Here is a 12,529-nt window from a genome sequence, read left to right on the forward strand (position 1 = left end):
ACGATGAATACATACTACTCCCCATTACGTACAGGAGAAGGTATCCAAACTGATACGAAAGCCTATGAGGTTGCTCTACCTGACATTCCTGCTCGGGATTTCCGCATCACGGACTACGGAGCCAAAGGAGACGGCGTGACGGACAACACGGAGGTGTTCAGGCTTGCTATAGCGGCGTGTGCTGAAGCAGGTGGCGGACGAATCGTTATTCCGGCAGGAGTCTGGCTGACAGGTCCGATAGTGCTTCGCAGTCGCATTGAGCTGCACACAGAGGCGGGAGCATTGGTTACGTTCAGTCGCGAGTTTGATCATTATCCTCTAATTGCTTCGAGCTTCGAGGGGTGGCAGGTGGTGCGATGCCAATCTCCAATTGACGGAGAATCGTTGGAGGATATCGCGATTACAGGTGAGGGAATATGGGATGGCAGCGGAGAAGCATGGCGTCCAGTCAAACGGTCCAAGATGACCGCTTCACAATGGAGTCGACTCGCTGCTTCCGGTGGTGTTGTAGAGCGTTCGGGTGAAAATGAAGAAATCTGGTGGCCTTCGGCCTCGGCCCTCGAAGGTGGCGCCATCGCCAACCGGCTTCATATGGAACAGGAGCGTGATTTGTCCGCTTATGAGGGAGCTAGAGACTTTTTACGTCCGAACATGGTCAGTTTGCGTCGGTGCAAGCGGGTGCTGTTGGATGGTCCAACATTCCAGAACTCACCTGCATGGAATCTGCATCCGTGGGCATCGGAGCATGTTACCATACGTAACGTGAGTGTGCGAAACCCGTGGTTTTCACAGAATGGCGATGGGCTGGATATTGAATCATGCCGTCATGTTGTCGTGGAGCACAGTGTGTTCGATGTGGGGGATGATGCCATCTGCCTGAAATCGGGCAAGGACGCCGAAGGCCGAGAGCTCGGTCTGCCATCTGAATATATTACAATTCGGAACTGCACCGTATATCATGGTCATGGCGGATTCGTTATTGGCAGTGAGATGTCGGGTGGCGTACGGCATGTGCGGGTATCGGATTGTACGTTTATGGAGACGGATATTGGTCTAAGGTTCAAAAGCGCCCGCGGGCGCGGTGGAGTTGTTGAGGATATTGAAATTCAGCGTATTTATATGAAAGATATCATCATGGAAGCCATCTCGTTTTCCTTTTTCTATGCGAATATGGAGGGATCAGCCCGCGGCAGCGATCTGTTTCAGGACATTAGTGAAGAGACCCCGGTGTTTCGCGATATTCGCATATCGGATGTTATCTGTGCAGGTGCAGAGATGGCTTTATTCGTAAGTGGACTGCCGGAAATGCCTCTGGATGGTGTAGTGATCGATGGATATGACGTCACTGCTCGAAGCGGTATACAGTGTGCTCATGCGAAGCACTTGAGAATTGCCAATCTGAGAGCCCGGATTTCCGAAGGATCATTGATCCATCTACACCAGTGTAAGGGAGCTGAAATAGAGGGAATTCAGGGAAAAGGGCCTGACGGCAGGCTTCTGATTATAACAGGACACGAGTCTGCCGGAATTGTGTGCCGGGAGGACGATGCAGATGAGGAAGGACGCCAGATTTCCATGGGTCCTGAGGTAAGAAGCGGTGTGCTCATCCGCAGATAAGAGTCCTTGATACGAATGAATAGTAAGTTGTTCGTTGATTCACATTCAGCCGCAGTGGTGTAGCATGTGTCTCCAGATATCATCCTGATTTTTGTGATGTAGAGACACCTTCATCCGGGTAGGGCTACCCACTCGGTTTCTATCTTCAACTTTCCAGGATTCCCCGTATTAGCGATGCTCTTTTCGATAGCGCAAAGGGGTGGTTCCGGTCACCTGCTTGAATGTTTTGTTGAAATGAGCCGTGTGCTCAAACCCGACCTTCTCCGCGATCAACTGCACCCGCTCTTGGGTGGACAATAGCCGCCGCTGCGCTTCCCGCACTCGCACGACCCGTAAATATTCACTGAAGCGAAAACCGGTAAATCGGCTGAACATCCGGCTCAGATAGGACGGGCTGATATAGAAACGGGCTGCCGCATCCTCCAGGGTAAGCGGTTCGTTGTAATGTCTGTTCACATAAGCGGCAATCTCGCCGATTTTATCCTGCATCGGGTGAATTGGGCCGGGTGACATCAGGCGACTATTCTCTTCTACCCGATAGATATGAATCAGAAGCTGAGCAAGCAGGCTTCTTACAACCATCTCATAGTGAGGGCGGCGCTCCTTGCATTCGCGCAGCATCTGCCATAGCATGCGTTCCATCTCTTGCTGCTCGGATTCGGGGAAGCGAAGCAGTCTTGATCGTTCGAAAGGGAGCAGACCGCACACACCGAGTTCCATCCCGGTGGCAAACGAAGGAGAGAAGCCGATAAGAATTCGTTCGAATCCGGGCTTGTTTCCTCTGGACGTTGTATGTACATCATGCGGATTAATGAGGATCAGATCACCTTTTCTCGCGGTCAGGAGCTGGCCGTTCATGGAATACACCCGTTCTCCTTCAAGCAGGTAATACAGCTCGTAAAATGGATGAGCGTGAGGCTGAGGCATGGCATTGCCTTCATGTCTGCGCATGTATTCAATGGTGAATGAATTTTCCCCAATGCGATATTTGGGTCCGATTCGATCCTCAATCATACTCATGATCAGGCTCCCTTCGACTTCGTCTGATTTACGTTTATATCCATATCATAACGGAAAATCCAGTTTGTTGTAAACGCTATCAAAAATTTCGTTTAAATGGAATGCACGGGTTCCAAGGGTGACAAACGAACAGCGATGTTTTACAGTAGGGAGAGTGAGGCCAAACTCTGGAAGAGGGTCTCCAATATGATTTGGAAGGAAGGAAACAGGTTATGACGACACATGAATTATCGCCTCTGGTTGCTGCGCTGGATATGCAGCCCCACGTTGAAGGCGGTTGGTATAAGGAAGTATGGAAGGCTTCTTATCAAATCCCGCAATCCGTTCTGCCGGAAGCTTATTCGGGTCCAAGATTCTCCGCAAGCTCGACGTACTTCCTGCTGCACCCGCATGAAATTTCCGAGTGGCACACCGTTTTGTCCGATGAGCTGTGGTTGTGGCACAGCGGAAGTCCAATTGAATTGAAACTGGGTGGCAAAGGGGAAAACCCTGGGAATGAGGAAGTGCTCGTACTCGGCATGGATCTTGCTGCAGGGCAATCGCCGCAGGTACTTGTTCCGGCCGGGGTATGGCAAACGGCACGTCCGCTGGGCGACGAGCCTGTGCTGGTAACGTGTGTGGTTGCGCCAGGTTTCCACTATGATGATTTCAAGCTGGTTTCCAAAGGCTGATCGGTTACAGCAATTGAATGGCAAAATCCCGATTCGGATGCAGATGCATTCAAATCGGGATTTTTTTGGTTTTTCTCTTATTCATGAAGCTTGTCTAAATGACTGAGCTTAAAAGTTAAAGTTATCCGGATCCGAACCGAAGCGTTTGTTTTCGTTCAGTCCATTAATCTGTTCAATCTCATCCGAAGTCAGTTCAAAATCATATAGATCAGCATTCTCTCGAATACGCTGTGGTGTAACGGATTTTGGTATGGTTACGATGCCGTTTTGAAGATCCCAGCGCAAAATGACCTGTGCGGGGGATTTGCCGTACTTCGCTGCAATATCCTGAAGAAGTTGGTGCTCCAGCAGATTCCCTTGGCCGAGTGGAGACCAGGCCTCAATCTGGATCTGGTGTTTACTGCAGTAGTCCCGGAGCTCCGATTGAATCAGCAGCGGGTGAAGCTCGACCTGATTCACAGCAGGTTTGATGGTGGCATCCGTCATCAGATCCTCCAGATGGTGAATCTGGAAGTTGCTTACGCCTATAGCGCGAATGCGTCCTTCCCGGTGCAGTTTCTCCAGTGCTCTCCATGTATCCTTGTATTTGCCCTTGACTGGCCAGTGAATCAAATAGAGGTCCAGATATTCAAGTTCGAGTCGTTCCATGCTGGCTTCGAAGGCGGCCAATGTTGATTCATAGCCTTGGTCGCTGTTCCATACTTTGGTGGTAATGAACAGATCCTCGCGGGCAACTCCGGATTCACGAATACCTTGGGCTACACCGGTCTCGTTGTTGTAGGCTTTGGCTGTATCGATGCTGCGATAACCTGCCTGAATGGCCGTTTTGACGGCTTCAACCACTTCTTCTCCATCTTTCACTTTGAATACGCCAAAACCCAGCCAAGGCATTTTGACTCCGTTATAGAGTGTCGTTGTGTCCTGCACGTTTTTCATGATCCGAATTTCCTCCCCTGTTCCTTCAATTGTCCCACTATGTAATTACCCTGCTGCAAGGCAGCCAATCGTATATGATAGGCCATCTTTCCTGATTATACTAAAAGCCCTTGGGAAAGGAAAAAGATAGGCAGCAATTTTACGGAAAATCAGTCTCTTTTGCTCTTTTTTGGCAGCTGGAGGTTTGGTTTTGGTGCTTGCGGGTGATAAGATGAAGTATACGCGATGTGGAAGCGAAAATAATGAAAAGTAAAGTGCTAATTAACGGCCTTGGAATATTCACATTCGAAAAAAGAACGGAATATGCACGGACGGAACCAATTGGGATCAGATGTGCGATTAATGATAAAGGAGCAAGAATGATGGCTAAACCTAAACAAACCAAAAAGGCAGCAGCCTGGTCACTCGTCGTAATGGGGGCAGGTTTTGCCGCTTCATTGCCGTTTCAGGGCAGTGTTGTAGGCAAGCTGCTGGTGGGTTCATTTGAAGCGGGATTGGTAGGGGGGCTTGCCGACTGGTTCGCTGTAACGGCATTGTTCCGACACCCGCTCGGCATTCCGATTCCGCATACGGCCTTGCTGCCGAAGAACCGGGATAAGATGACGGAGGGCCTTGTTTCTGCGGTGGAGAACAATCTGCTCAACAAAGACAGCATTACCGAGAAAATTGCCGGTTTCAAGGCAGCGGAAACGGTGCTCGACATCATGTCACGTGAACTTCACAATGATGGCGTCAAAACAATGATCGACACGCTGTGCAAACGTATTCTGGCTGGGCTGCCGCTGGAGCAGATAGCGCCGCTGGTTGCGAGCGAGATCAAATCACAGGCCGGGGCTTTCGACCTTGGACCGATCCTGGAACGGGCGTCCATTCAATTGAGTGAACGTGGATATGACACGAAGGCGCTGGACTACGGCTTGAAGCAGGCGGAAGAGTGGCTGGTGAAGCCGGAGACCATCACGTTTCTGGGTGAGAGCGGCATGAAGGCAATAAGTGGCATTCAGATGAATGGCCTTATGCAATTTGCCATGAATGCCTTCCTTGGCTATATGAATGAGGAGAAGCTTGGCAGCATCCTGCAGGGATATTTGTTTGACCAGGTAGAAGATATGAAGCGTGAGGGAAGTGCCCTCCGATATAAGGTGTTAGGTCTGGTTCGAACTCAAGCGGTGCGTCTTGCCTTGAACGAAAGTGTTCGCGGCGGATTGAACGGCTGGAAAGACAGCCTGCTGGACAGCTGGAACGCGGAAGAAACCGTGCTGAACAAGCTTACCGAACTGCGGGATAGAGCACTCACCGCTATGGAGGATGGAAAGTATGTGGAGACGTATGCGCTCCCTGCCATTGAACGGGTATTGTCCGATCTGCGCTCAGACCGTGCATTGCTGGATGGCATGAATGCCAAGATTGTCGAAGGCGTAACAACGCTGCTGGAGAAGAACCATTCCAAGATCGGTAATCTGGTCCGTGAAAATGTTGATAAAATGGATAATGCCTCATTAATCTCATTGATTGAGGACAAGGTAGGCCAGGATCTCCAATGGATTCGGATTAACGGCGCCGTGACCGGGTTCGTTATCGGTATTGCGCTAACTGCCCTGCGGATGGTACTGGAATAAGATCGTAAGCTTAGTAAATTGGAGGGCTGCCCCTATATGGGCAGCTCTATTTTGCGTGTCTGCGCAAATACCGCAAAATTGTTGCAAAAATCAGGAAATGGGGTAATGTAACCCGAATCCTTTGCTGGAACCATTTAGGAGGAAAGTTATATAAAAACGATGCCGTGAGCCGATGTAGGCATGTTGATTTTGTACTATGATGCAGTTAACAACATTAAATTGAATGAATGAAAATCAAAGAGAAGGTGATCATCGTGCGGTGGATACGCAAATTATCATGTTTATGCTTATTAACCATATTATCTGCTTGTATTCTGGGAGGGTGTCAAAACATGAAGGAAAGTGAAAAACAAGCCTATTTTACTGAGGCGGAGACAGAAGCAATAAAGTATTTTAAAGATAAGTTTGAGTTGAACGTCGTTATTACAAATAAGGAATTGCTACCTGAGATGGCGCTGGACTCCATCGCGCTGGAGGGACATGTGGCCGAGCATGAGGATCAGGAGTTTACGATCTCATATGATTATAACGAGAAAAAGATGAAAAATTTTGGCATGAGTCCTGCCATCAAGGAAGCGATTATAGCTAAAGGCTATGACCCTTATGAAAAATAGAAGTCCAATGATTCTTTTTGGAGGTGAAGCAGTGTGGGGGACGCGCAAAAAATTGATGATGAAACATATCGTTTAATGTCCGAACTGGCTTATGAAAATGCAAAAGCGGGCACGGAGTATGCGAATCTGCCTGGCTGGCAGGTTCTCGAAGATACGCATGGTAATTCCTACTCCGGATTCGATGCCGTGACATTTTATAACCCGGAAACCGAACAGGCTGTCATTGCTTATCGGGGCACAGAGGGAAGTGCCGGATGGGATCGAAAAGGCCGTGACTTTTACGCGGATGGACAGATTGCCATTCCGGAGCTGGGAAGGAAGATTGAGCAGAGCACGGACATCACACCCGATTGGTTATCTAGTGGAATCCAGAAAGTCAGGGATGTGACAGGTATAACCACCGTGGAGAATGCTGTGGGGGAACTGGATAAAAAGCTGGATAAGACATTCAGCATAGGTCCTAACCAAATGTATGAAGCCGAAGACTATGCCAAAGACATGCAGAATAAATACAAAAATTTGGATTTCTCATTGACGGGACATTCGCTCGGAGGAGGAAATGCACAATATGCGGCTGCATATACAGGGCTTCCGGCAGTTACGTTCAGTGCACCTTCCGTGATCTCAAGCCTCACGCCAGAGATGAAACGAAAGGCGGAGGAAGGTGGATTTGATGATCAGATTATTAACTATGGGCATCCAGGAGATTTTGTAGCAAGTGGTTTTTTCGGAGGGTATGATCGTCATGTTGGGTCCATGTATTACATCAATTCCAACTACAAAGACATGAATGACAGCATGAGTATGATGGATAAGATTAACAATACATTTGGCGGAAAGGAATACCATGACCTGAAACAATATCAGTTCGAGAATGGTTATATCTCCAATGATTTGTACGATCCGGTCACAGGTGAGAAGGTGGGATATTCTCCACGTCAGCCGTCGAATGCTTTGTTGGATCTCGCTGCCTTCATGCGAAATATAGGGGCGCAAGCAAGCAACTTGACCAGAAACATGGCTGCAATGGGGGCCGCTTCCGGTCTGATTCAGGTAACGCCGGAAGAACTGAAGAGCGTCGCTTCCCGTTGGAAGCAAAATGCACAGCAGTGCAACGCTGAGCTCAATCAGGTGCGCAGCCGCATGGCTCAATATCTGCATACCAGCCGCAGTCGCAGACTGGAACCTATTGTAACCCAGCTTGATGCGTCCATTAACGAATTAAGTACATGGCATATGAAGCATACGAGTCAATTCCTCGACTTCATTGATCAGAAGGCAGATGCCTTCCGCCAGGCGGATGAGAGTCCGGTTCATTTTAATTAAACACCGGAGCAGCCAGGAGATCGATAATGATATGTACATAAGGGGAGGGGATAAGCATGAGCGGACAATTGCTGGTGGAACTGAATGACCTTCGAATTGCGGAGAAGGAGCTTACACGGCTGCTGGCCCGCCTGCAGGCAGATGAGCAGGAAGCCAGAGCCCTGTATGCGCGGCTGAATGACTGGAAGGGTCAGTCGGCTGACTACACCAGGCAGCAGATTGAAGGATTCTTCGCAGGGCTGTCCAGTCGAATCCATTCAATAGAACAGCAGAAGCAGAGCTTGCTGCAATATATTGAGATCATGATTCAGACGGATCAGGAACGTTAATCGTAAACGTTGAAAACGAAGAATGGGAAATCTGATCTTACAAGAAAGAGCCTTGGCATATCTGCCAGGGCTCTTTTGTTACGCTCAACTATATTTAAAGACTGTGTATTATTTCTTTTTGCGGCGTGTGGCGAGTGCAATGCCCAGGAAGGACATAATCAGTGCCAGAATGGATACGATCAGTGTGGCCTGCTGCAGCTTCAATGTACCCGGATCTGAGTCCGTATTATTCGGCTCACCTGTAACCGTGTCGTTCAATGCATCACCGAGCGTGGTATCATCGTCAGCCTTGGTATCGTCTGCAGCATTGTTATCTCCAGCGGCTGCTTCGTCATCGCTTGCATTGCCAGCTGTACCTGCGCTGTCATGGCCACCCGCTGCGGCTTGATTGCCTGCAGCTGCAGGATCTTCGCTAATAGCCGTAATGCTGTGAGGTGTGCTGTCATTAGGCTGGCCTGTCCACTCTACGATACTGCCATCGCTATAGTATTGGAATGCGTCCCAGGCGACTTCCGTTGCTGTATCCGGATTTTGTGCGACAAAGTTAAATTGCTGGAATTGTCCGGCGAGGATCCCCTCGTTATCTCCATCCACTTCCCAGGTAATCGATGTTACTTCGTTCGAGCTGTTTTTCTCCGTGGTGATTTTCCATCCAGCCAGTGGCTGATATTGCTTGAATGCTACACCTTCCGGAACCTTCATCGTGATCTTGGTTGTTGGCAGATCCTTCTCGGAAGGGATCTTGATCGTGTACGTCTGCCATGCTCCAGTCTGTGCAGCCGCCGGGCTGACAGTAACGTGAGCACTCGCGAAGCCGGCGAACAGCATGAGCGCTGCAGCACCTGCCGCTATAGTGGATGTAAGTTTGGAAGTCCAGGATGTTCTTTTCAAAATAAATAACCCCTCTCTTTTTCTAGAAAAATTATGGATTCGCTGTGTTGATCTCGAACTCGGTATCCAGTGAATCGAGGGATCGAGTCAACAGGTGAACCTTGATGCTCCATCGTCCAGGCATGGAGATGTACTCTTCTGCTTGATACACGCCTGTATCGTTTTTGGGAATGGTGATTTCATAAATTCCCATATCCATATCCAGGTGGGTCAGCGTTAAGGTGATCTGCTCCAGATCATTGACTACGCTGCCGTCAGGTGCTTTTACACCAACCTCGAACTGATTCTCACCAGTGACATTAGGGCTGACCTGGAGCGTGATCGCTGAGCCATCCTCTGTCGTTTGTACTTCCTTGAACGGACCAGCGGCTTCAGGCTGTCCGGGGGACAGATGGGTAAGTACAGCAGCCAGCGCCAGCACAACGGCACCTGTCGCGAGCTCTGCTTTGAGACTGCCAGCCAGTCGGGTACCCTTGCCCTGTCTGGCCGTTCGGGCATGCCGCCATGCGAATGCGATCATTACCAGCAGCAAAACGATCTTCGCGAGCAGCACATAACCATAGGTGGTGGTGAACAGGGAGGTCAGTACAGGTTTGGGTAAAATGATCAGACTGCTATAGATCCCTGTAGCAACCAGAGCGGCCACAGCACCAATGCCCCAAGCTGCAAACCGGCGGATCGCTCCCCAATACACCTCTCCTCGTACCTTCGGAGGAAGCTTGTCAGCCAGTGGAGGCAGACAAACCGCCATGGCCGTCAGGGCACCAATCCAGAATGCTGCTGCAATCAGGTGGACGTAGTCCATGGTTATGGCAAGTCCGCGCTGCTCGGCTGCGGCAGGATGACCTGTCATAGCATGCGTGAGCAGCCATCCCAGTACAAGTACCAGTGAACCATAAGATGACCAGAGGCGGATCTTCAATGAGCGATCCCGGTCATATCCTGACAGGATTGTGACTGCAAGCAGCATCAGAATGAGCATCTGTGCCATCCATATGAGGCCAAACGACGTTAGCTTCAAGGCACTGCCCATCAGTGCCCAGCTGAATTCATGGATAGCCACCCCTGACTCGTAAATGGTGTTCAGCGGCAAACTGATGATTGCAGCAACAGAAGCTGCGGCATAGCTGATCCATAACAGCTTATAGCTGCCTGGCACCTCCATGGGTTCTCTTACCATAGAGGACGGAGCAATCCGGAAGAGCAGGAAGGCGAGCGTGCCCAGGATGACAGACAATGCAAGATATTGAATCCAATCGGTCAGCGACAGTATCCATTTGATTGGACCGCCCGTTTGACCAGTACCGGAGGCCAGATCCGCCAGACCCGCAGGGGCACCTGACGGTTCACCGATATGGAATACATAGGCTCCCTGAATGGGATGGCCATCGGCCGACACGGCTTTCCAGCTGACGGCATATGTACCGTTGCCAAGCCCGCTGCGCAGCCCCGTTTCAAGCACGTGAGGACGCTCGGCATCTATCTGCACGCTGCCGTCATCCGCTTGTGTGCCGTCAGGTGCGGTAATTTTAATATCATAGAAGGCCGTTTGCAGCGATTCATTGAATTCCAGTGTCAAGCGTTCTGGCGCGGTGGCTATCAGCTCGTCCTCCCCTGGCGAGGCCTGAACAATATAAGCATGGGCTGAAGCCCATTGCGGCATAACCAGACAACACATGAGCAGCAGTGAAATCATTACGGCCCAGTGCCGTTTGTCCCATCTCATCGTAAAACGTCCTAAACTCAAAAAAACATCACCCTCAGGTTATAGAATTGTAGTTATTCTTCGGATGCCGATAACAATCTATACCATTATAACTTTGTCCAAAATAACGGCGTATGACTACATCGGGCTATAAAAAAACGATTATATTCCAAGAATTGTGACAAAAGCATGAATGCTTGCTACTTGCGCAGTTTTCGTCCGGCCAGTCCGCTTTCAAGGGCGTAGCGGGTCAGCTGAACACGGTTTTCGAGCTGCAGCTTCTGCAAAATATTTTTGAGATGATTCTTCACCGTTTGATCGGAAATGCCGAGCTGGTCTGCTATTTCGCGGTTGGTATAACCGGCGGATACCCACTGCAGAATCTCTAACTCCCGCGTGGTAAGCGGGTTATCCGGCACATCTTCACTTCGAGGCGCGGGGAACTCCTGCAAAATCCGGTATGCCAGCTCCTTGCTGAGCGGTGCATCGTCCGAGACGATTGCGCGTAGATATTCCAGCCAGGTGGAGGGGGACAGGTTTTTGAGCAAATAACCCTGTGCACCCTGTTTCAGTGCTTCGAACAGATACGTTACATCGTCGGAGACCGTCACCATAACGATGATCACGTAAGGATAGCGGAGCTTGATCAGCCGGGTGGCCTCGAGACCATCCATATCGGGCATCTGCACGTCCATCAGAATAAGATCTGGCATCCACTGTTCGGTCAGTTCCAGTGCTTCCTGTCCATTTGATGCCGTACCAATGACTTCAAATAGGCTGTCTTCCGATAAAATACTGCATATCGCTTCGCGTGCATGGGCGTGGTCATCCACAATCAGTACACGTACATGTTCCATATTAAGCATCCCCCTTACCTATCGTCATTCGTGTTAGGCCCGGTTTGGAATCCAGGGAAAAGGACCAGCCCATCTGAATGGCACGTTCCTTCGTAATCCGCAGTCCATATCGGTCCTTAAGATGCAGTGGATCACCACTGACACCTACGCCGTTATCCTGAATGCGAACAGACCAGGAGAGAGAGTTGCCCTCCGCTTCCACTTGAACATGGGAGGCCTGCGCGTGTTTGCGTACGTTAATCAGAGCTTCCCGAATACAGGAGAGGAGCTCAACTTGTTCTTTTGGCGTAAAAAAATGACTGTCCAGTTCCCAATGAACCTGGGCTCCAGGTATCGTTTCCTGCGTTAGGGATTCGACCTGTCCTTGAAGTGAAACTCCCGTAGGCATGGCGGTATGGCTGGGCACATATCGCAGCTGGGCGATGGCCTGCCGGACATAGGCATTTACTTCGTGTACGGTCTTGCGGATTTCCTGAATTTCATGTTCGTGCCCGGTGCCGGCCATAGCACGCTCGGCTTTGTCAGTTTTGACAGACAAGAGAAAGAGGGATTGCGCAATTCCGTCGTGGAGCTCGCGAGCCAGCTGGTCCCTGGCCTCAAGGGCTGCCTTGGAGGCACGTTCCTGTTCCAGTGCAGCTCTTGCACCTTCCAACATCTTGAACAGACGGCTCAGCAGCGTTACGCTGACAAGGTATACGATTACGGGAGTGAGCCAATTCCCTGCATCCATGGAGAGGTAGGGCATTAAAAATTGATGACGTATGTATTCCCAGAGGCCAACGGTTAGTGTGGGAATCAGCAGGATCATCCACTTGATTTGTTTGTAGGACATGCATCCAGAACTCCTTTAATATCGACTCTTGGTACGAATCTATGCCCCATTATAACCCAACCTGTCTCATGCACCTAGTCTGTTGGTCTCGGAGGATGTATAGGTGGATACG

The 12,529-nt window shown here is 50.0% G+C and carries 12 protein-coding genes; 6 read left to right on the plus strand and 6 right to left on the minus strand.

Translation table 11 applies throughout. From position 1 onward, the window contains the following. Positions 1 to 3: 3 nt before the first annotated feature. Positions 4 to 1,617 (plus strand): glycoside hydrolase family 28 protein, encoded by a 1,614-nt coding sequence (locus F4V51_RS02030; RefSeq protein ID WP_153976641.1) that lies wholly within the window; start codon positions 4 to 6, stop codon positions 1,615 to 1,617. 168 nt (positions 1,618 to 1,785) lie between these two features. On the opposite strand, the gene F4V51_RS02035 is transcribed toward F4V51_RS02030, so the two are convergent. Continuing rightward, positions 1,786 to 2,637, minus strand: coding sequence for a helix-turn-helix transcriptional regulator (locus tag F4V51_RS02035; RefSeq protein ID WP_153976642.1), 852 nt, complete (start codon positions 2,635 to 2,637; stop codon positions 1,786 to 1,788). A gap of 212 nt (positions 2,638 to 2,849) precedes the next feature. Between F4V51_RS02035 and F4V51_RS02040 the strand changes: the two genes are divergently transcribed. After that, positions 2,850 to 3,308 (plus strand): cupin domain-containing protein, encoded by a 459-nt coding sequence (locus F4V51_RS02040; protein ID WP_095291624.1) that lies wholly within the window; start codon positions 2,850 to 2,852, stop codon positions 3,306 to 3,308. Positions 3,309 to 3,416: 108 nt separating this feature from the next. Here the strand turns inward: F4V51_RS02040 and F4V51_RS02045 are convergent, their stop codons facing one another. Then, entirely contained in the window at positions 3,417 to 4,244 is an 828-nt protein-coding gene (locus F4V51_RS02045; protein WP_323131799.1) for an aldo/keto reductase, read from the minus strand. Between the two features lie 362 nt (positions 4,245 to 4,606). Between F4V51_RS02045 and F4V51_RS02050 the strand changes: the two genes are divergently transcribed. From F4V51_RS02050 to F4V51_RS02065, 4 genes are all read left to right on the plus strand, one after another. Continuing rightward, positions 4,607 to 5,863: a DUF445 domain-containing protein gene (locus F4V51_RS02050; RefSeq protein WP_153980525.1), complete on the plus strand. Its 1,257-nt coding sequence runs from the start codon at positions 4,607 to 4,609 to the stop codon at positions 5,861 to 5,863. 332 nt (positions 5,864 to 6,195) lie between these two features. Then, positions 6,196 to 6,477 (plus strand): hypothetical protein, encoded by a 282-nt coding sequence (locus F4V51_RS02055; RefSeq protein WP_153976644.1) that lies wholly within the window; start codon positions 6,196 to 6,198, stop codon positions 6,475 to 6,477. 33 nt (positions 6,478 to 6,510) lie between these two features. After that, a complete protein-coding gene (locus tag F4V51_RS02060; RefSeq protein WP_193724557.1) occupies positions 6,511 to 7,803 on the plus strand; it encodes a Tle-like phospholipase domain-containing protein in 1,293 nt (430 codons plus the stop codon). Positions 7,804 to 7,859: 56 nt separating this feature from the next. After that, on the plus strand, positions 7,860 to 8,132 hold the full coding sequence (locus tag F4V51_RS02065) for a hypothetical protein (protein ID WP_153976645.1): 273 nt from the start codon (positions 7,860 to 7,862) through the stop codon (positions 8,130 to 8,132). Positions 8,133 to 8,240: 108 nt separating this feature from the next. Here the strand turns inward: F4V51_RS02065 and F4V51_RS02070 are convergent, their stop codons facing one another. The 4 genes from F4V51_RS02070 to F4V51_RS02085 form a co-directional block, all read right to left on the minus strand. After that, positions 8,241 to 9,023: a YcnI family copper-binding membrane protein gene (locus F4V51_RS02070; protein ID WP_236146677.1), complete on the minus strand. Its 783-nt coding sequence runs from the start codon at positions 9,021 to 9,023 to the stop codon at positions 8,241 to 8,243. Between the two features lie 31 nt (positions 9,024 to 9,054). After that, positions 9,055 to 10,749: a copper resistance CopC/CopD family protein gene (locus F4V51_RS02075; protein WP_153976646.1), complete on the minus strand. Its 1,695-nt coding sequence runs from the start codon at positions 10,747 to 10,749 to the stop codon at positions 9,055 to 9,057. A 179-nt stretch (positions 10,750 to 10,928) separates the two neighbouring features. Continuing rightward, positions 10,929 to 11,585, minus strand: a complete 657-nt coding sequence (locus tag F4V51_RS02080; RefSeq protein ID WP_153976647.1) for a response regulator — start codon at positions 11,583 to 11,585, stop codon at positions 10,929 to 10,931. A gap of 1 nt (position 11,586) precedes the next feature. Next, on the minus strand, positions 11,587 to 12,417 hold the full coding sequence (locus F4V51_RS02085) for a sensor histidine kinase (RefSeq protein WP_153976648.1): 831 nt from the start codon (positions 12,415 to 12,417) through the stop codon (positions 11,587 to 11,589). Positions 12,418 to 12,529 lie beyond the last annotated feature (112 nt).

The organism is Paenibacillus xylanilyticus, assembly GCF_009664365.1.
Classification (GTDB): domain Bacteria; phylum Bacillota; class Bacilli; order Paenibacillales; family Paenibacillaceae; genus Paenibacillus; species Paenibacillus xylanilyticus_A.